Annotated in this window: 19 protein-coding genes; 10 read left to right on the plus strand and 9 right to left on the minus strand. The window is 68.1% G+C overall.

Annotated elements, in window-relative coordinates; translation table 11 throughout:
- Positions 1-2 precede the first annotated feature (2 nt).
- The 4 genes from sigM (at position 3) to trxA (ending at position 3,142) form a co-directional block, all read left to right on the plus strand.
- Positions 3-707, plus strand: coding sequence for an RNA polymerase sigma factor SigM (sigM, locus tag OG522_RS18795; RefSeq protein ID WP_329464131.1), 705 nt, complete (start codon positions 3-5; stop codon positions 705-707).
- Positions 704-1,657, plus strand: a complete 954-nt coding sequence (locus OG522_RS18800) for an anti-sigma factor family protein (RefSeq protein WP_329464132.1) — start codon at positions 704-706, stop codon at positions 1,655-1,657. The genes sigM and OG522_RS18800 overlap by 4 nt, the downstream gene beginning before the upstream one ends.
- Before the next feature lie 139 nt (positions 1,658-1,796).
- Complete coding sequence (gene trxB, locus OG522_RS18805) at positions 1,797-2,756, plus strand: thioredoxin-disulfide reductase (RefSeq protein ID WP_329464133.1); 960 nt, start codon at positions 1,797-1,799, stop codon at positions 2,754-2,756.
- 50 nt (positions 2,757-2,806) lie between these two features.
- Positions 2,807-3,142 carry a thioredoxin gene (trxA, locus tag OG522_RS18810; protein WP_329464134.1) on the plus strand — a complete coding sequence of 112 codons (336 nt, stop codon included), beginning with the start codon at positions 2,807-2,809 and terminating at the stop codon, positions 3,140-3,142.
- 80 nt (positions 3,143-3,222) lie between these two features.
- On the opposite strand, the gene OG522_RS18815 is transcribed toward trxA, so the two are convergent.
- The 9 genes from OG522_RS18815 to rpmH all read right to left on the minus strand — a co-directional run bounded on the left by OG522_RS18815 (position 3,223) and on the right by rpmH (position 10,147).
- Positions 3,223-3,840, minus strand: a complete 618-nt coding sequence (locus OG522_RS18815; RefSeq protein WP_329464135.1) for a GNAT family N-acetyltransferase — start codon at positions 3,838-3,840, stop codon at positions 3,223-3,225.
- Between the two features lie 306 nt (positions 3,841-4,146).
- The gene (locus OG522_RS18820; RefSeq protein WP_329464136.1) at positions 4,147-5,241 is read right to left on the minus strand and encodes a ParB/RepB/Spo0J family partition protein; all 1,095 of its coding nucleotides are present in this window, start codon (positions 5,239-5,241) and stop codon (positions 4,147-4,149) included.
- Positions 5,238-6,314, minus strand: a complete 1,077-nt coding sequence (locus tag OG522_RS18825; protein ID WP_329464137.1) for a ParA family protein — start codon at positions 6,312-6,314, stop codon at positions 5,238-5,240. Before OG522_RS18825 ends, OG522_RS18820 begins: the two co-directional genes overlap by 4 nt.
- A 318-nt stretch (positions 6,315-6,632) precedes the next feature.
- Positions 6,633-7,358 carry a 16S rRNA (guanine(527)-N(7))-methyltransferase RsmG gene (rsmG, locus tag OG522_RS18830; protein ID WP_329464138.1) on the minus strand — a complete coding sequence of 242 codons (726 nt, stop codon included), beginning with the start codon at positions 7,356-7,358 and terminating at the stop codon, positions 6,633-6,635.
- 111 nt (positions 7,359-7,469) lie between these two features.
- Positions 7,470-7,982, minus strand: a complete 513-nt coding sequence (locus OG522_RS18835; RefSeq protein WP_329464139.1) for a Jag family protein — start codon at positions 7,980-7,982, stop codon at positions 7,470-7,472.
- A gap of 14 nt (positions 7,983-7,996) precedes the next feature.
- A complete protein-coding gene (gene yidC / locus OG522_RS18840) occupies positions 7,997-9,289 on the minus strand; it encodes a membrane protein insertase YidC (RefSeq protein ID WP_329464140.1) in 1,293 nt (430 codons plus the stop codon).
- Between the two features lie 3 nt (positions 9,290-9,292).
- Positions 9,293-9,622 carry a membrane protein insertion efficiency factor YidD gene (gene yidD, locus OG522_RS18845; protein WP_329464141.1) on the minus strand — a complete coding sequence of 110 codons (330 nt, stop codon included), beginning with the start codon at positions 9,620-9,622 and terminating at the stop codon, positions 9,293-9,295.
- Entirely contained in the window at positions 9,619-9,990 is a 372-nt protein-coding gene (rnpA, locus tag OG522_RS18850) for a ribonuclease P protein component (RefSeq protein WP_329464142.1), read from the minus strand. The genes yidD and rnpA overlap by 4 nt, the downstream gene beginning before the upstream one ends.
- Before the next feature lie 19 nt (positions 9,991-10,009).
- The gene (gene rpmH, locus OG522_RS18855) at positions 10,010-10,147 is read right to left on the minus strand and encodes a 50S ribosomal protein L34 (RefSeq protein WP_006381191.1); all 138 of its coding nucleotides are present in this window, start codon (positions 10,145-10,147) and stop codon (positions 10,010-10,012) included.
- Positions 10,148-10,528: 381 nt separating this feature from the next.
- Between rpmH and dnaA the strand changes: the two genes are divergently transcribed.
- From dnaA to gyrB, 6 genes are all read left to right on the plus strand, one after another.
- Positions 10,529-12,358, plus strand: coding sequence for a chromosomal replication initiator protein DnaA (gene dnaA, locus OG522_RS18860; RefSeq protein ID WP_329464143.1), 1,830 nt, complete (start codon positions 10,529-10,531; stop codon positions 12,356-12,358).
- Positions 12,359-13,328: 970 nt separating this feature from the next.
- Entirely contained in the window at positions 13,329-14,459 is a 1,131-nt protein-coding gene (gene dnaN / locus OG522_RS18865; protein WP_329464144.1) for a DNA polymerase III subunit beta, read from the plus strand.
- A 130-nt stretch (positions 14,460-14,589) separates the two neighbouring features.
- Positions 14,590-15,465, plus strand: a complete 876-nt coding sequence (gnd, locus tag OG522_RS18870; protein WP_329464145.1) for a phosphogluconate dehydrogenase (NAD(+)-dependent, decarboxylating) — start codon at positions 14,590-14,592, stop codon at positions 15,463-15,465.
- A gap of 42 nt (positions 15,466-15,507) precedes the next feature.
- Positions 15,508-16,629, plus strand: a complete 1,122-nt coding sequence (gene recF, locus OG522_RS18875) for a DNA replication/repair protein RecF (protein ID WP_329464146.1) — start codon at positions 15,508-15,510, stop codon at positions 16,627-16,629.
- Complete coding sequence (locus OG522_RS18880) at positions 16,626-17,168, plus strand: DUF721 domain-containing protein (protein WP_329464147.1); 543 nt, start codon at positions 16,626-16,628, stop codon at positions 17,166-17,168. Before recF ends, OG522_RS18880 begins: the two co-directional genes overlap by 4 nt.
- A 446-nt stretch (positions 17,169-17,614) precedes the next feature.
- Entirely contained in the window at positions 17,615-19,678 is a 2,064-nt protein-coding gene (gyrB, locus tag OG522_RS18885; RefSeq protein WP_329464148.1) for a DNA topoisomerase (ATP-hydrolyzing) subunit B, read from the plus strand.
- Positions 19,679-19,704: the final 26 nt, after the last annotated feature.

Raw genomic sequence — 19,704 nt, forward strand, 5'->3', positions numbered from 1 at the left:
CGTTGGACGAGGCCACACTGGGCGACCTCGGCGACCAGGACCTGCTCGCGCGCCATGTAGACGGCGACCCCGATGCCTTCGGCGAGCTCGTGCGGCGTCACCGCGACCGGCTGTGGGCGGTGGCGCTGCGCACCCTGGGTGACCGCGAGGAGGCCGCTGACGCCGTCCAGGACGCCCTCGTCTCCGCCTACCGGGCCGCCCACACCTTCCGCGGCCAGTCGGCCGTCACCACCTGGCTGCACCGCATCACGGTGAACGCCTGTCTCGACCGCGCCCGCAAGGCGGCCTCGCGCAAGACGTCCCCGGTCGACGACCCCGAGCGCCTTGAGCAGCTCATCGAGCCGCACGAGTCGGCCGAGGCCCCGGCCGAACGCCAGGACCTGCACCGTCAGCTCATCGAGGCGTTGGGAACCCTCCCCCCGGACCAGCGCGCCGTGCTGGTCCTCGTCGACATGCAGGGCTACCCCGTGGCGGAGGCGGCCCGCATGCTCGATGTCCCCACCGGCACGGTGAAAAGCCGCTGCGCCCGTGGGCGGGCCCGGCTCGTGCCACTGCTCACTCATCTGCGCGGTGATACGGGGGGTAGCAGTGAGTCCGGTGGGGGAAGGAACCGGACGCCGGGGACATCCGTCCCACCGGCGTCGGGCACAAACAACGCAGGACCGAGCGATTCGGCTGCCGTGAAGGGCGGAGGTGGGCGCGCGTGACATCCACGACCGGAACGACACAACACCCGGACGTCTCGGAGATCTCCGAACTCACCGAGGGCATCCTGCCGCCGTCCCGTACGGCCGACGTCCGCCGCCACCTCCAGGACTGCCCCCTCTGCGCCGATGTGCGGGACTCCCTCGAAGAGATCCGCGATCTGCTCGGCACATTGCCGGGACCGCAGCGGATGCCCGCCGATGTGGCGGGGCGCATCGACGCGGCACTCGCCGCCGAAGCGCTGCTCAATGCCACTGCCCCTGAAGACACCACGCGTGAAACCACGCATGTTTCACGTGAAACGCCCGCCGCGCTGAGCGGACCGACGCCTGATCCCGCCCCGGCCGCTGCCGGGCCGGACGTGCCGCCGATCGACCGTCCGGCTGGGCGTGGCCGCGCCGCCACCGGCCCCGGCCGTTCCGCCAAGGCGCGCCGTCGCCGCACAGCCGTGCTCAGCGCGGTGCTGGGCGCCGCGGCCGTCGGAGCGGGGATCTTCTTCGTGCAGGCTGCGCAGTCGCCCTCGCCCGCCCCCAGGGCCGAGACCCACTCCTCCAGTCAGCCCCAGCCCAGTGGCCCCGTCTTCGCCTCGGACTCGCTCCAAGGGCGCGTCCAGTCACTGCTCACCCAGCACGGCGGACTGTCCTCCCAGAGCCCCTCGGCCAAACTCGCGCCGTCAACGAAGAAGGAACCCAACAACGAGAACTCCCCCGACGGAGTGCGGTCGGCCGTAAGCGTCCCGGCCTGTATCCAGGAAGGCACCGGACGCCCCTCCACAACCCCCTTGGCTGCCGAGGAAGGCACGTACGAGGGAACCAAGGCGTATCTCGTCGTCCTGCCCGACCAGGCGAACCCCGCCAACGTGGAGGCGTACATCGTCGACGCCGCCTGCGTGAGCGCCACGCCCCCGGCCCAGGGAAAACTGCTGCTGACGCACTCCTACCCCCGCCACTGAGACAGCGCGCACGCCGCGTCTCCGTGCTGCCCGTCCGGCTCGGGAATGCATCCCCCGTAGGATCCGTTGGGTGGGGTGAGAGTCCTGGACCGGGGCCCCGACAGGCAGTAGGCAGTCCGCAGAGACGAGGAAGAAACCCGTGAGCGACGTCCGTAACGTGATCATCATTGGCTCAGGGCCGGCCGGATACACGGCCGCGCTGTACACCGCACGTGCGTCGCTGAAGCCGTTGGTGTTCGAGGGCGCCGTCACCGCCGGCGGTGCGCTGATGAACACCACTGAGGTGGAGAACTTCCCCGGCTTCCAGGACGGCATCATGGGCCCCGAGCTCATGGACAACATGCGGGGCCAGGCCGAGCGCTTCGGTGCCGAGCTGATTCCGGACGACGTCGTCGCCGTGGACCTGACCGGTGACATCAAGACCGTCACGGACACCGCGGGCACCGTCCACCGCGCCAGGGCCGTCATCGTCACCACCGGTTCGCAGCACCGCAAGCTGGGTCTTGCCAACGAGGACAAGCTGTCCGGCCGCGGCGTCTCGTGGTGCGCCACCTGCGACGGCTTCTTCTTCAAGGACCAGGACATCGCCGTGGTCGGCGGCGGCGACACCGCGATGGAGGAGGCTACCTTCCTCTCGCGCTTCGCCAAGTCCGTCACGATCGTCCATCGCCGCGACAGCCTGCGCGCCTCCAAGGCGATGCAGGAGCGTGCCTTCTCCGACGAGAAGATCAAGTTCGCCTGGGACAGCGAAGTCGCCGAGATCCACGGCGACCAGAAGCTCTCCGGTCTGACCCTGCGCAACACCAAGACCGGCGAGTTGTCCCCCCTGGCGGTGACCGGACTCTTCATCGCCGTGGGGCACGACCCGCGCACCGAGCTCTTCAAGGGCCAGCTCGACCTGGACGACGAGGGCTACCTGAAGGTCGCGGCCCCGTCGACCCGCACCAACCTGACGGGTGTCTTCGGCGCAGGCGACGTCGTCGACCACACCTACCGGCAGGCCATCACGGCCGCCGGCACCGGCTGCTCCGCCGCCCTGGACGCAGAGCGCTTCCTCGCCGCCCTCGCGGACGGCGAGAAGGCCGCAGCGGCCGTCTGAGCCTTCCCCCAGCTTCTCTCTCCCCTCACCACACCCCTTAGGAGACTGCCGTGGCCGGCACCCTGAAGAACGTCACCGACGCCGACTTCGATGAGGTCGTCCTCAAGAACGACAAGCCCGTCCTCGTGGACTTCTGGGCTGCGTGGTGCGGCCCGTGCCGCCAGATCGCCCCGTCGCTGGAGGCCATTGCCGCCGAGCACGGCGACGAGATCGAGATCGTCAAGCTCAACATCGATGAGAACCCGGCGACCGCCGCCAAGTACGGCGTGATGTCGATCCCGACGCTCAACGTCTACCAGGGCGGCGAGGTCGCCAAGACGATCGTGGGCGCGAAGCCGAAGGCCGCGCTGCTGCGTGACCTCAACGGCTTCATCAGCGAGAAGTAAGTCTCTCCTCGCTCGTTGTTTCACGTGAAACGGGCCCGCCCCCTCGTGGGGGCGGGCCCGTTTCCTTATGAAGTCGAGACCTAGAGCGGCCTCAGTGCCGGCTCCTTCTGGACCGCCCCCAGTAGTCGGTCCAGTGCCAGCTCGACGTCTTCCTTCCAGGACAGCGTCGTGCGCAGTTCGAGGCGCAGGCGTGGATACCTGGGATGCGGCCGTACGGTCTTGAACCCCACCGACAGCAGATAGTCCGCCGGAAGCACGCAGGCGGGTTCCCGCCAACGGGCGTCCCCGAACGCCTCGATGGCCTTCACGCCTCGGCGCAGCAGATCCTTGGCAACCGTCTGCACCATCACTCTCCCCAGCCCCTGCCCCTGATAGCCCGGCATGATCCAGCCGGTCATCAGCAGGACGGCATCGGCGGCCACCGGGCTGGTGGGAAATGCCGTGGCGCGGGGCACGTAGGCCGGGGGTGCGTAGAGCACGTAACCGACCGGGATGTCATCGACATAGACGACCCTGCCGCAGGAACCCCATTCCAGAAGCACTGCGGAAATCCAGGCCTCCTTCTCCAGTTCGGGCCTGCCCGCCCTTACTGCGGCCTCTCCGCTGACCGGGTCGAGTTCCCAGAAGACACAGGAGCGGCAGCGCTTGGGGAGATCAGGAAGGTTGTCCAGCGTGAGCGGTACAAGCCGACGCCCCATGAAGGCTGTTCCTCACTTCCCTCGCCTGCTGCACCCCGCGCGGCTGACAGCGCGCTCCGCTCCCGGAGCAGGCTGCCGACGAATCCGCCGACGGCCCCGAGGCCCAGACCCGCTGTCATCAGTTGAGTGCGGCTCACCGTTCGCATGGCCCCCGCGCTCCCTAGAAGATGGATCAAGGTGGATGTGCCATACCAGTACGCATCGTATCCACCCGGTCATGGCGGGGATAGCGTCCGCATGCAAAGGGCGGGCCGTGTTCCGGTATGAACCAGAACACGGCCCGCCCTCACCCAGCATGGCGCCAGCTCAGCTGTCGCCATCCTCCGAGTCGTCCTCGGCAAGACCCTTTTCCAGGACCCGTCCCTCGCCCGGGGCGAGGGTGCCGAGAATCCTCTCCAGATCGTCTATCGAGGCGAACTCGACGACGATCTTTCCCTTCTTCTGCCCCAGGTCGACCTTCACCCTGGTCTCGAAGCGGTCCGAGAGACGGTTCGCCAGATTGGAGAGCGCAGGCGCCAGGCGCGTCCCCGCCCGGGGACCCTTGGCCTTGGGGGCGGCCTCGGGCTCCGAGGACATCAGGCTGACGATCTCCTCGACCGCCCGTACCGAGAGCCCCTCCGCCACGATGCGGTGGGCCAGCCGGTCCTGCTCCGCGGTGCCCTCAACGGAGAGCAGAGCCCGTGCGTGGCCGGCCGAGAGGACCCCGGCGGCGACCCTGCGTTGTACGGGCGGGGAAAGACGCAGCAGGCGCAGGGTATTGGAGACCTGCGGCCGCGAGCGGCCGATGCGGTCCGCCAGCTGGTCATGGGTGCACTTGAAGTCCCGGAGCAACTGGTCGTAGGCAGCGGCCTCTTCCAGCGGGTTCAGCTGGGCCCGGTGCAGGTTCTCCAGAAGGGCATCGAGAAGAAGCTTCTCGTCGTCGGTGGCCCGGACGATCGCGGGGATCCGCTCAAGCCCCGCCTCCCGGCAGGACCGCCAGCGCCGCTCACCCATGATGAGCTCGTAGCGATCGGGGCCGGTCTGCCGGACGACGACGGGCTGGAGGAGCCCGACTTCCTTGATGGAGGTGACCAGTTCGGCCAGAGCGTCCTCGTCGAACACCTCACGCGGCTGGCGCGGGTTGGGCGTGATCGAGTCGATCGGTAGCTCGGCGAAAAACGCACCAGCCGGCGATACCAGTTCCGTTGAAACCTCCGGCTCGGGCACCACTGTTTCACGTGAAACAGCGGCGGCCGGCAGCGTTGCCACCTTCGCGGCCGCCACCCCCCGTTCCGCGGTCAGCAGCGGCACCGCCGACGGGGACGTGGAAGCCGTCCCCACCGAGGACCCCGGCTTCTCCTGCGAGGCGGTAGGGATCAACGCTCCGAGCCCGCGCCCCAATCCTCTGCGTCGCTCACTCACTGGATCCCCTCCGACATGCTGTGCTGGTTGTTCTGGCTGACCACATGCGCGTGCGTGGGGTCATACTGCACGCCGACACCGCGCAGGGCGATCTCGCGGGCAGCTTCGAGATACGAGAGCGAGCCGCTGGAGCCCGGGTCGTAGGTGAGCACCGTCTGTCCGTAGCTCGGCGCCTCGGAGATGCGGACCGACCGCGGAATGCTGGTCCGCAGCACCTCTTTGCCGAAGTGGCTGCGCACCTCGTCGGCCACCTGCGAGGCGAGCCGGGTCCTGCCGTCGTACATGGTGAGCAGGATCGTCGACACATGCAGCGTGGGGTTCAGGTGCCCCCGCACCAGATCGACGTTCCTCAGCAGTTGGCCCAGCCCCTCCAGCGCGTAGTACTCGCACTGGATCGGGATCAGGACCTCGGCCCCCGCGACCAGGGCGTTGACCGTGAGCAGACCCAGCGACGGGGGGCAGTCGATGAGGATGTAGTCCAGCGGCTGCTCGTACGCCTGGATGGCGCGCTGCAGTCGGCTCTCCCGGGCCACCAGGGACACGAGCTCGATCTCCGCACCGGCGAGATCGATCGTGGCCGGTGCGCAGAAGAGGCCCTCGACGTCCGGGACCGGCTGCACCACTTCGGCCAGTGGCCTGCTCTCGACCAGGACGTCATAGATCGAAGGGACTTCGGCGTGGTGGTCGATACCCAGTGCCGTCGAGGCATTGCCCTGCGGATCGAGGTCGACAACCAGGACCCGAGCGCCGTGCAGCGCCAAGGAAGCGGCGAGGTTGACCGTGGTGGTGGTCTTCCCTACGCCGCCCTTCTGGTTGGCAACGACCATGATGCGGGTCTGCTCCGGCCGGGGCAGACCCTCGCCGGCCCGGCCGAGGGCTTCCACCGCCAGCTGGGCAGCGCGACCGATAGGGGTGTCGTCCATCGGGGGCGGCGTTTCACGTGAAACATCCTCCCCCGCCGATTCGGTACGGGGACCGGGGACCGGATCGGTCATCGGTCCCGCGATGTTGGCGTCGGACCGCAAGGATTCACTCTCCTCGACTTCAGGCTCGCAATAAGCAGAGCCTCCCATGTCTTCGGGGTCGTGAACCAGCGAGGCCCGGTCTTCTGTGGATGAATCCACCTCTGTGGACAACTCCGTAGCCTTCGCGGGGGACTCAGGGCCCCCTGCGAACGGCCTGCGGTCGCGCGACGAGGAAGCCGCACGGCCACGGCTGATGATTCCATGCAGCAGTGAGCGACGTTTCACGTGAAACACGATGCATCCGCGCCCACCGGAGTCCGTTACGACACTCCGAAATGCGTACGTATACCGCCTTTTATGGAGCATTGACGCGCTGGAGCCATGCGTGCGGAACAGGCCCCGCACGCTTGGCTCCGGGGCCTTGGCTCAGCGTCGGCGCCTGGTCCGGCTCGTTCGGGCGGCCTTGGCGCGCTTCGCGGCGAACCGCACACCACCGGGGCTCTCGCCGACCTCGACCCGTACGACCGTGGACAGCGGGTCCACGACACCCTGGCCGACCTGAAGAACTGTGGTCTCCACCACACCGAGCTTGCTCAGCGCGGCGCGCGCGCCCACGATCTCCTCCTCGGCCGTATCGCCCTTGAGCGCCAGCATCTCGCCGTAGGGACGCAACAGCGGAACACCCCAGCCGGCCAGCCGGTCGAGCGGTGCCACCGCGCGCGCCGTCACCACATGCACGGGCGGCACCTTGCCCAGCATCTCCTCGGCTCGTCCGCGCACCACGGTCACGTGGTCGAGTCCCAGAAGCTCCACGACCTCCTGGAGGAAATTGGTGCGCCGCAGCAGCGGTTCAAGCAAAGTGATCTTCAGGTCAGGGCGCACCAGCGCCAGCGGGATGCCCGGCAGCCCCGCACCCGAGCCGACGTCGCAGACCGTGACGCCTTCCGGAACGACCTCGGAGAGCACCGCGCAGTTGAGCAGATGCCGCTCCCACAGACGCGGGACCTCACGTGGCCCGATCAGACCGCGCTTGACCCCCGCATCCGCGAGCAGCTCCGCATACCGCACGGCCTCCGGGAAGAACTCGCCGAAAACCGCCCGTGCCTCTTCCGGCGCCGGGGGAAGCTCCGCTGCTGCCTCTGCCTCCGTCACGGGGACCGTCCCTTCCCTACCTACGCATGACCGCACTGTGGCGGCTGACTATCAGGCTGACAAAGATCGGCCCCGCCTGCGAACAGACGGGGCCGACACAACAAGGAACCCTCAGGCGGGCAGCACGACGACGAAGCGCTGGGGCTCCTCGCCCTCGGACTCGCTGCGCAGCCCCGCGGCCGCGACCGCGTCGTGCACGACCTTGCGCTCGAACGGCGTCATGGGGTCCAGCTTCACCGGCGCACCGGTGCTCTTCACCTCGTCCGCCGCCTTGGCACCCAGCTCGGCGAGCTCCGTGCGCTTCTTGGCCCGGTAGCCCGCGATGTCCAGCATCAGCCGGCTGCGCTCCCCGGTCTCGCGGTGCACGGCGAGCCGCGTCAGCTCCTGGAGCGCCTCCAGCACCTCGCCGTCACGGCCCACGAGCTTCTGCAGTTCACGACTGTCGCTGTCGCTGATGATCGAGACCGCGGCCCGGTCCGCCTCGACGTCCATGTCGATGTCGCCGTCGAGATCGGCGATGTCGAGCAGGCCCTCGAGGTAATCGGCGGCGATCTCCCCTTCCTGCTCCAGGCGGGAGAGGGGGTCGACGCCCTCAGCGGCCGGGGAGGTGGTGCCTTCCGTCACGGATGGACTCCTTCTTACTTCTTGGACGGGTGCTTGGGCCGCTGCTGACCCTTGCGCTGACCCGACTTGGCTCGTGCCTGGCCGGCGGTGGGCTTGCCCTGCTTCGGCTTGGCCTCCGGCTGGGGCTTCGCGTCCTGCGGTTCGGCCTTCTTCCCCTCGGACACCTCGTCCGTGGAGTCCGAGGCCTCGGAGTCCTTCGACAGCGAGGTCTTCGCCGCGTCGTCCTGCTGAGCCGCGGTGGCCTGGCGCTGGGCCTTGGTCTGCCGCTTGGGCTGCTGACGCCTGGGCGCCGCGCCGTCGACGTCGGCTGCGGCCGAGTCGCTCTTCACCACACCGCCGTCGGCCTGGGCCACGAAGCCCTGCTTGGACAGGCTGGTGACGAACTTGCGCTCGTTGTCGTTGCGGTCCGGGCCCTTGGCCACGATCGCCTGGACGACGGTCCGCCGCCGCTTGCCCCGTACCTCACCGTGCTGGGAGACGCTCTTGACCAGGCGCTCCAGGTAGTGCGCCTGAGCCTTGGAACCCGGCGTCGGGTTCTGGTTGATGACGTACATCTGCTGGCCCATGGTCCACACGTTGGTGGTCAGCCAGTAAACGAGGACACCGACGGGGAAGTTGATGCCCATCACGGCGAACATGACGGGGAAGACGTACATCAGCATCTTCTGCTGCTGCATGAACGGCGTCTTGACCGAGAGGTCCACGTTCTTCGTCATCAGCTGGCGCTGGGTGAAGAACTGCGAGGCCGACATCAGCACGATCATGATCGCGGTGACGACCCGGACATCGGTGATGGAGGCGCCGAGGGCCTCGACCTTGGCGGCGCTGTCCGTGAACTTCGCGGCCAACGGGGCACCGAGGATGTGGGCCTTCTGGGCGCTCTCGAGGAGCGGCTGGTTGATGACGCCGATGGTCTTGCCGTTGGCGATACCCGAGAGCACGTGGTACAGCGCGAAGAAGAACGGCGACTGCGCGAGGATGGGAAGGCACGAGGAGAGCGGGTTGGTGCCCGTCTCCTTGTACAGCTTCATCATCTCTTCGGACTGTCGCTGCTTGTCGCTCTTGTAGCGCTCCTGGATCGCCTTCATCTTCGGCTGGAGCGCCTGCATGTTCCGGGTCGACTTGATCTGCTTCACGAAGAGCGGGATCAGGCAGATACGGATCAGCACCACGAGGGACACGATCGACAGGCCCCAGGCCCAGCCCGTGTCCGGCCCGAAGATCGCGCCGTACAAACTGTGGAACTGGACGATGACCCAGGAAACAGGCCAGGTGATAAAGCTGAACAGACTGGCAATCGTGTCCACTAATCAGGCTCCTTGAACATTGGGCGGAGTCTCTGCGGCCGGGCTGGTCTCAGCGGCGGAGGTTCCGCCCTTCCTGCCGCGCCAGGCAGCGCGCAACGCCTCGTGCCATCGAGGTCGTTTGCGCTCCGGTACGTAGTCCACGCCGCCCGGCGACCACGGATTGCACCGCAGGATGCGCCAGGCGGTCAGGGCTGTGCCTTTGACGGCGCCGTGCCGGTCGATCGCCGTATATCCATAGTGGGAACACGACGGGTAGTACCTGCAGACGGGCCCAAGAAGTGGGCTGATCGTCCACTGGTACAGCTTGATCAGGGCCAGCAGCGGGTACTTCATCGCGCGCCCCCTCCCAGCAGCCGCGAAAGAGCGGCGTCCAGGTCTCGGGCCAGCTGTGCATGGTCGGCATCACCCGCACCGGGCAATGCCCGTACGACCACCAGGCTACCGGCGGGCAGCCGGCGAAGCCGATCACGCATCAGATGGCGAAGCCTGCGCTTCACCAGGTTGCGGACGACCGCTACACCCACGGCCTTGCTGACAACGAAACCCGCACGCGTCGGGGGAGCGCTCTCCCCAGGCGCGTGCGGGTCCGTTGAACCGCTGCGTAGATGGACGACGAGGAGCGGGCGTCCGGCCCGGCGTCCTCGGCGTACCGCGGTCGCGAAGTCCTCGCGCCGCCTCAGCCGATTCTCGGTAGGCAGCACGTCATGACCTGTTAGCTAATTACGCGGACAGGCTTGCGCGACCCTTGCCACGGCGGTTCGCGAGAATCGCGCGGCCGGCGCGGGTACGCATCCGCAGGCGGAAGCCGTGGGTCTTGGCGCGGCGACGGTTGTTCGGCTGGAAGGTGCGCTTGCTCACTCGGGGGCTCCAGAAATGATTCGTTGGCGGCGGGACATCGCCTGGCTGTCACCGTGCGCCCACGAGTAGCTCGCGTATACGCCCGTGTGCACCGCTTCACGACCACAGATCGTGATCTTTGCCCATCGGAGGCAGGCGGCAGCAGCCATCGACAACTCGACCTGGTTACGGTACGCGCGGCTACGCCATCCGGTCAAACCGGCGTCTCGTCGGGGCCCGGTATGCACAGGCTGTGGACAACAACTTGAACCACGTCAGTGGGCCCGACTACCGTGGCTGAACTCCGAATCTTTTCCCGATGTGTCCTTGCCTGTCTGTCTATGCCATCCCATCCCGTCCCGAGAACCACACATTCGTGGGACCTGCGAGAGAGCGTGCCCTGTGGCTGACGTACCTGCCGATCTTGCCGCAGTGTGGCCACGAGTGCTGGAGCATCTCCTCGGGGAGGGGCAGCAGGGCATCGAGCCCAAGGACAAGCAGTGGATCGAGCGCTGCCAGCCCCTCGCACTGGTGGCCGACACCGCACTGCTCGCCGTCCCCAACGAATGGGGCAAGCGCGTTCTGGAGGGCCGGCTCGCCCCGCTGATCAGCGAGACCCTCAGCCGCGAGTGCGGCCGCACCATCCGGATCGCGATCACCGTCGACGACTCCGTGGGCGAGCCCGCGCCGCCGGTTCCGCAGCAGCCCCAGCAGCAGCGCTACCAGGACGACCCCTACGGCCACCGGCCCGCCGACGACGGCCTGCCCACGGTGCGCCCCGCCTACCCCGGCGAGTACCAGCAGCGTCCCGAGCCCGGCGCCTGGCCGCGTGCCCAGGAAGACCTCTGGCAGCAGCCCCGGCTCGGCGGCTTCCAGGACCGCGAGCCGTCCGGCGAGCAGTGGCGCGAGCCCTATGGCAGCCCCCGCCCCCACCAGCCGCAGCACGACTACCGCTCGCCGCAGCCGCCGGAACGCCCCGAGCGGGGCCAGTACGACCAGGAGCGCGGCCAGTACGAACCGGAGCGCGCGCAGTACGAGCAGCCCAAGCCGCAGCCGTACGAGCAGCAGCGCCACGAACGACACGATCGGACCGAGCGCCGGGAGCTGCCGGACGCGCAGCCCGCGCAGCGCGGCGGCTCGGGTCACCTGGCGCCGTCGCCGTCCGGCGGAGCATCCGCGCAGGGCGGTCCGGGCGAGCCGCACGCGCGGCTGAACCCGAAGTACCTCTTCGACACCTTCGTCATCGGCTCGTCGAACCGTTTCGCGCACGCCGCCGCGGTCGCGGTCGCCGAGGCGCCGGCCAAGGCCTACAACCCGCTGTTCATCTACGGGGAGTCGGGCCTGGGCAAGACCCATCTGCTGCACGCGATCGGGCACTACGCGCGCAGTCTGTATCCCGGCACGCGGGTGCGGTACGTGAGTTCCGAGGAGTTCACCAACGAGTTCATCAACTCGATCCGCGACGGCAAGGGCGACACCTTCCGCAAGCGCTACCGCGATGTGGACATCCTCCTGGTCGACGACATCCAGTTTCTGGCGAGCAAGGAGTCGACGCAGGAGGAGTTCTTCCACACCTTCAACACGCTCCACAACGCCAACAAGCAGATCGTGCTGTCCTCGGACCGGCCGCCCAAGCAGCTGATGACCCTGGAGGACCGGCTGAGGAACCGTTTCGAATGGGGCCTCACCACCGATGTGCAGCCGCCCGAACTGGAGACGCGGATCGCGATCCTGCGCAAGAAGGCGGTGCAGGAGCAGCTCAACGCGCCGCCGGAGGTGCTGGAGTTCATCGCGTCTCGGATCTCGCGGAACATCCGCGAACTGGAGGGCGCGCTGATCCGGGTCACGGCGTTCGCCTCGCTCAACCGGCAGCCGGTGGACCTGGGTCTGACCGAGATCGTGCTGAAGGACCTGATCCCCGGCGGCGAGGACTCGGCGCCGGAGATCACCGCGAGCGCCATCATGGCGGCCACGGCCGACTACTTCGGTCTGACGGTGGAGGACCTCTGTGGATCCTCGCGCAGCCGGGTCCTGGTGACGGCTCGCCAGATCGCCATGTACCTGTGCCGCGAGCTCACCGACCTCTCGCTGCCCAAGATCGGGGCCCAGTTCGGCGGCCGCGACCATACGACGGTGATGCACGCGGACCGCAAGATCCGCGCGCTGATGGCGGAGCGCCGCTCCATCTACAACCAGGTCACCGAGCTCACCAACCGGATCAAGAACGGCTGACAGAGCCTCAGCGAACACGCCGAAGGGCGCCCCGGGATCGATTCCCTGGGCGCCCTTCGGCGTTCCGGGCCGCGGCCTGGGGCCTCTCAACCGTGTCCGGCCGACCCCGCCGCGAGCCCCTTCCAGGCCTCCGCGAGGGCCCCGGAAGCCTTCGGAAGGCCCGCGGAATCCGTGCGTACGAGTCCGAACGAAGCGTGTGTACGAGGCCGACGGAGCTCACAGTGTTCGAATACTGGCTGGTCAGAGACGGTTCTCCACAGATCTGGGGACTTTCTTCCGTCCACACCCTGGGGACCGCGAAGTTGTCCAGATTGCTTCCACAGGCGCAGCGGCTGATACTCCATCACCCCAGGTCAACACCCTGTGGATTTGTGGGCATCCTCGTTCCACAGGGTGTGGACGAATCCTCTGTCCACAGCCTGTGGGCGAAGTTGTCCACCGGCGGCCCACAGCTCTTGATCCGTTGTCCCCAGCTTGGTCCACGTTCTCCACACCTCTGTCCACTGTTCGGCAAGGAAACACCCGGGATCACCGGACTGAGTGAAAGCCGTCACACGAAGGGGACGGGTTGGCCTGTGGGGAACCTGGGTAAAGCTGGGGACAGGCCTGGGGAGAAGTGGCCCCCTCCTGTGCATTGGTTGTGCAGAACTTTCGGGCGTCCACAGAAACCATGAGTTGTCCACCGGCTCCACCCACAGGGGCAGTGGACAAAAAACGCGGGATGACCTGCGCAAACGGGGTTATCCACGGTTTCCACAGGCCCTACTACTACTCCCACTCATAGTTAGCTCGGGATCTGCTTCGAAGTGGGGCCTGTGCACAACTCGCCGCCGGAGCTCCCACTGCGGCTCGACGCGACTTGACCCCGACGCGCACCGAGTGTCAGCGGCGTACGTCAGACTGGTCCCCGGCGATACAGCCGACGACGAAAGCCAGCAGGGCGAGCCAGCAACAGCAGGAGGCGGTTCCGGTGAAGATCCGGGTGGAGCGCGATGTACTCGCGGAGGCGGTGGCCTGGGTGGCCCGCAGCCTCCCGGCCCGTCCGCCCGCGCCCGTACTCGCGGGCCTTCTTCTGAAGGCGGAGGACGGCGCGCTCAGCTTCTCCAGCTTCGACTACGAGGTCTCGGCGCGGGTCTCAGTGGAGGCCGAGGTCGACGAGGACGGCACGGTGCTCGTCTCCGGCCGCCTGCTCGCCGACATCTGCCGCGCCCTCCCCAACCGCCCGGTGGAGATTTCCACCGACGGTGTACGGGCGACCGTGGTCTGCGGTTCCTCTCGCTTCACCCTCCACACCCTGCCTGTGGAGGAGTACCCGGCGCTGCCGCAGATGCCGACGGCGACCGGCACCGTTCCCGGTGAGGTCTTCGCCTCCGCCGCCGCCCAGGTCGCCATCGCGGCCGGCCGCGACGACACGCTGCCGGTGCTGACCGGTGTCCGCATCGAGATCGAGGGCGACACGGTCACCCTGGCCTCCACCGACCGCTACCGCTTCGCGGTCCGCGAGTTCCTGTGGAAGCCGGAGAACCCGGACGCCTCCGCGGTCGCCCTGGTGCCCGCCAAGACGCTCCTGGACACCGCCAAGGCGCTCACGAGCGGCGACACGGTCACTCTGGCGCTCTCGGGCTCCGGCGCCGGTGAGGGCCTGATCGGTTTCGAGGGCGCGGGCCGTCGCACGACCACCCGCCTCCTTGAGGGCGACCTGCCGAAGTACCGCACCCTGTTCCCCACCGAGTTCAACTCGGTGGCGGTGATCGAGACCGCCCCCTTCGTCGAGGCCGTCAAGCGAGTGTCCCTGGTGGCTGAGCGCAACACCCCCGTGCGGCTCAGCTTCGAACAGGGCGTCCTCATCCTGGAGGCCGGTTCCAGCGACGACGCACAGGCTGTGGAAAGGGTCGACGCCAACTTGGAAGGCGACGACATCTCGATCGCCTTCAACCCGACCTTCCTGCTCGACGGCCTGAGCGCGATCGACTCCCCGGTCGCACAGCTCGCCTTCACCACCTCGACCAAGCCGGCGCTGCTCAGCGGCAAGCCCGCCGTGGACGCCGAGGCGGACGACGCGTACAAGTACCTGATCATGCCGGTCAGGCTGTCCGGCTGAGTGGTTCGAGGACGTACACCCCGGGCACCCGGGGTGTACGTCTGAGCGGCTGACCCCGCAGGTGTGTGGCCAGGCCCCGGCGTAGGCTCGGACGCGGGTACGAAACGCCACAACGTCAAAGGATCATGTGATGGAGCTCGGTCTCGTCGGCCTCGGCAAAATGGGCGGCAACATGCGCGAGCGCATCCGCCGCGCGGGGCACACCGTCATCGGTTACGACCGCAACGCGGACGTAGCGGATGTCCACAGCCTCAAGGAGCTTGTGGACAGCCTCAAGGGTCCGCGCGTGGTGTGGGTGATGGTTCCGGCGGGTGCCGCGACGCAGTCCACCATCGACGAGCTCGCCGAACTCCTGTCGCCCGGCGACATCGTGGTGGACGGCGGCAACTCCCGCTGGACCGACGACGAGAAGCACGCCGTCGAGCTGGGCATCAAGGGCATCGGCTTCGTCGACTGCGGTGTCTCCGGCGGTGTCTGGGGCCTGGAGAACGGCTACGCGCTGATGTACGGCGGCGACGCCGAGAACATCGCGAAGGTCCAGCCGGTCTTCGACGCGCTCAAGCCCGAGGGGGACTTCGGCGCGGTCCACGCGGGCAAGGTCGGTGCCGGCCACTTCTCGAAGATGGTCCACAACGGCATCGAGTACGCCATGATGCAGGCCTACGCCGAGGGCTGGGAGCTCCTGGAGAAGGTCAACTCGGTCACCGACGTCCGCGAGGTGTTCCGCAGCTGGCAGGAGGGCACGGTCATCCGTTCCTGGCTGCTCGACCTGGCGGTCAACGCGCTGGACGACGACGAGCACCTCGACAAGCTCAAGGGCTTCGCGCAGGACTCCGGCGAGGGCCGGTGGACCGTTGAGGCCGCCATCGACAACGCCGTGCCGCTGCCCGCGATCACCGCTTCGCTGTTCGCCCGCTTCGCGTCCCGGCAGGACGACTCCCCGCAGATGAAGATGATCGCCGCGCTGCGCAACCAGTTCGGCGGCCACGCGGTCGAGTCCAAGTAGCACCAAAGAGCAGTAGGTAAGCCGGGGGAGGTCGGCGACACCATGCACGTCACCCATCTCTCGCTGGCCGACTTCCGCTCGTACGCCCGGGTCGAGGTTCCGCTCGACCCGGGCGTCACCGCTTTCGTGGGCGCCAACGGGCAAGGCAAGACCAATCTCGTCGAGGCGGTCGGCTACCTCGCCTCGCTCGGCAGCCACCGCGTCTCCTCGGACGCGCCGCTGGTGCGGATGGGCGCCGAACGGGCTGTCATCCGTGCGGCCGTCACCCAGGGCGAGCGCTCCCAGCTGATCGAGCTGGAGCTCAACCCGGGGCGCGCCAACCGCGCCCGCATCAACAGGTCCTCGCAGGTCAGACCCCGCGATGTGCTGGGGATCGTACGGACCGTGCTGTTCGCGCCGGAGGACCTGGCGCTGGTGAAGGGCGACCCCGGTGAGCGGCGCCGGTTCCTCGACGAGCTGATCACCGCGCGCTCGCCGCGCATGGCGGCCGTCCGGTCCGACTACGACCGTGTCCTCAAGCAGCGCAACACCCTCCTGAAGTCCGCCGCGATGGCCCGCCGGCACGGCGGCCGCGGCATGGACCTGTCCACGCTGGACGTGTGGGACCAGCACCTCGCGCAGGCCGGTGCCGAGCTCCTCGCGCAGCGCCTCGACCTGATCTCCGCGCTGCAGCCGCTCGCCGACAAGGCGTACGAACAACTGGCCCCGGGCGGCGGGCCGTTGACCCTGGAGTACAAGCCGTCGGCGCCGGGCACCGGGCACACCCGCGAGGAGCTGTACGGCCAGCTCATCGCGGCCTTCGCGGACGTCCGCAAGCAGGAGATCGAGCGGGGCGTGACGCTGGCCGGTCCACACCGCGACGATCTGCTGCTGCGCCTGGGCGAGCTGCCGGCGAAGGGGTACGCGAGCCACGGCGAGTCCTGGTCGTACGCGCTGGCGCTGCGGCTCGCCTCGTACGACCTGCTGCGGGCCGAGGGCAACGAGCCGGTGCTCGTGCTCGACGACGTGTTCGCCGAGCTCGACGCCAGGCGCCGCGAACGCCTGGCGGAACTGGTGGCTGTGGGCGAGCAGGTCCTGGTGACGGCCGCGGTGGACGACGATGTTCCGGGAATCCTCGCGGGAGTGCGCTACGAGGTCGCGGCGGGCGAGGTGACGCGGGTATGAGCGAGGCATCCGAATCGGCCGAGCCGCTGAAAGTGCCCGAGTCCTCCGGCGTCGACCTGGCGCGCGTCGCGCTGCGCGCGGCCAAGGAGCAGGCCAAGGCACGGGGCGCGGCCGCGCAGCAGAAGAAGCAGGCCCGGCGGGGTGGCGGACTGCGCTCCGGAGCGCGGGCGGACGGGCGCGACCCGCTGCCGCTGGGCGCCGCGATCAACCGCCTGATCAGTGAGCGCGGTTGGGAGGCGCCGGCCGCGGTGGGCGGGGTGATGGGCCGCTGGCCGCAGATCGTCGGCGACGACCTCGCCAACCACTGCGTGCCGCAGTCGTACGACGAGGCCGAGGCCGTTCTCACCGTCCAGTGCGACTCGACGGCCTGGGCGACCCAGCTGCGGCTGCTCGCGCCCCAGCTGGTGGCCCGGCTCAACGCGGATCTGGGCCACGGCACGGTCCGGCTGCTCAAGGTGCTGGGCCCGAGCGGCCCGCCGCAGCGTTACGGCAGGCTGCGCGCCCCGGGGAGCACCGGGCCCGGCGACACCTACGGGTGAGGATCCTTTGTAAGAGCTCCGGCTGAGAGCTCCCCTTATATGGAGCGCGGTCCGGCCGTCTTCACAGGGAGCGGGGCCTGTCCGCCGCACGCTGGTTGACGTGCGAAAACGGGGCCTGAGAGAGCCCTGGGACCCGGTGAGGAGCATGAGGCGTCCCTCACCGTAGTCGGAGGTTGACAGGTCGAAGCGCTGAATGCCCGTGTGAGGCTCTTGGGGCCCCTCCCCGAATATGGGGAGTCGGTAGGCGCCCGCTCAGGGCGGCACATGCGGACTCAGGTACCGGCAAACCCCCATTCATGTCGGCGCTACCGGTAGACTGGTGCACAATCCCGCCGTCCTCGCGGGACCCACCGAAAGATGCGGTCGGAAGCTTGCTCCCCGGAGCGGCGCCCGACGCTGACCATCGCTGAACGACGCAGCCGCTCCTGCCTGACAGGGGAAGGCTTGTGCTGTGCCAGAAAGGGCGCTTCGTGGCCGATTCCGGCAACCCCAACGAGAACACCCCGTCCACTGCCGTCGGCGGGAACGGCGAGGTCACCGCCTCGTACGACGCCAGCGCGATTACCGTCCTCGAAGGTCTGGACGCGGTCCGCAAGCGACCCGGCATGTACATCGGCTCGACCGGTGAGCGTGGTCTGCATCACCTTGTGTACGAGGTCGTCGACAACTCGGTTGACGAGGCCCTGGCGGGGCACGCGGACACCATCGATGTCACGATCCTGCCCGACGGCGGCGTGCGCGTCGTCGACAACGGCCGTGGCATCCCCGTGGGCATCATCCCCTCCGAGGGGAAGCCGGCCGTCGAGGTCGTGCTGACCGTCCTGCACGCGGGCGGCAAGTTCGGCGGGGGCGGGTACGCCGTCTCCGGCGGTCTGCACGGTGTGGGCGTCTCCGTGGTGAACGCGCTGTCCACGAAGGTCGCCGTCGAGGTCAAGACCGACGGCCACCGCTGGACGCAGGACTACAAGGCGGGCGTGCCGACCGCGCCGCTCGCCCAGCACGAGGCCATCGAGGAGACCGGCACCTCGGTCACTTTCTGGGCCGACGGCGACATCTTCGAGACCACCGAGTACTCCTTCGAGACGCTCTCGCGGCGCTTCCAGGAGATGGCCTTCCTCAACAAGGGCCTGACCCTGACGCTGACGGACGAGCGCGAGTCGGCGAAGGCCGTCTCGGGCGCCGACTCCGCCGACGAGGCAGAGGAGCACCAGCCCCTGTCGGTGAAGTACTTCTACGAGGGCGGCATCGTCGACTTCGTGAAGTACCTCAACTCGCGCAAGGGCGAGCTGATCCACCCGACCGTGATCGACATCGAGGCCGAGGACAAGGAGCGACTCCTCTCGGCCGAGATCGCGATGCAGTGGAACTCTCAGTACAGCGAGGGCGTTTACTCCTTTGCGAACACCATCCACACGCATGAGGGGGGTACGCATGAGGAGGGATTCCGCGCCGCGCTCACGGGCCTGGTCAACCGGTACGCCCGTGACAAGAAGCTGCTGCGCGAGAAGGACGACAACCTCTCGGGCGAGGATATCCGCGAGGGTCTGACGGCGATCATCTCCGTCAAGCTGGGCGAGCCGCAGTTCGAGGGCCAGACCAAGACCAAGCTGGGCAACACCGAGGCGAAGACGTTCGTCCAGAAGGTGGTGCACGAGCACCTCACCGACTGGTTCGACCGCAACCCCAACGAGGCCGCGGACATCATCCGCAAGTCCATCCAGGCGCAGACGGCCCGCGTCGCCGCCCGCAAGGCGCGCGACCTGACCCGCCGCAAGGGGTTGCTCGAGTCGGCGTCGCTGCCCGGCAAGCTCTCGGACTGCCAGTCCAACGACCCCACCAAGTGCGAGATCTTCATCGTCGAGGGTGACTCCGCCGGTGGTTCGGCGAAGTCCGGCCGCAACCCGATGTACCAGGCGATCCTGCCCATCCGAGGCAAGATCCTGAACGTCGAGAAGGCGCGGATCGACAAGATCCTGCAGAACACCGAGGTCCAGGCGCTGATCTCGGCGTTCGGTACCGGGGTCCACGAGGACTTCGACATCGAGAAGCTCCGCTATCACAAGATCATCTTGATGGCGGACGCCGATGTCGACGGCCAGCACATCAACACCCTGCTGCTGACCTTCCTGTTCCGCTTCATGCGGCCGCTGGTCGAAGCCGGACACGTGTACCTGTCGCGTCCGCCGCTCTACAAGATCAAGTGGGGCCGGGACGACTTCGAGTACGCGTACTCGGACCGTGAGCGCGACGCGCTCGTGGAGCTCGGCAAGCAGAACGGCAAGCGGATCAGGGAAGACTCGATCCAGCGCTTCAAGGGTCTCGGTGAGATGAACGCCGAGGAGCTCCGTGTGACCACCATGGACACCGAGCACCGGGTGCTCGGCCAGGTCACCCTGGACGACGCGGCCCAGGCCGACGACCTGTTCTCGGTGCTGATGGGTGAGGACGTCGAAGCACGCCGCTCCTTCATCCAGCGCAACGCGCGCGACGTCCGCTTCCTCGACATCTGACTCGGTCTGTCGCTGACCGCTTCGAA

This window comes from Streptomyces sp. NBC_01431 (assembly GCF_036231355.1).
In the GTDB taxonomy this organism is placed as follows: domain Bacteria; phylum Actinomycetota; class Actinomycetes; order Streptomycetales; family Streptomycetaceae; genus Streptomyces.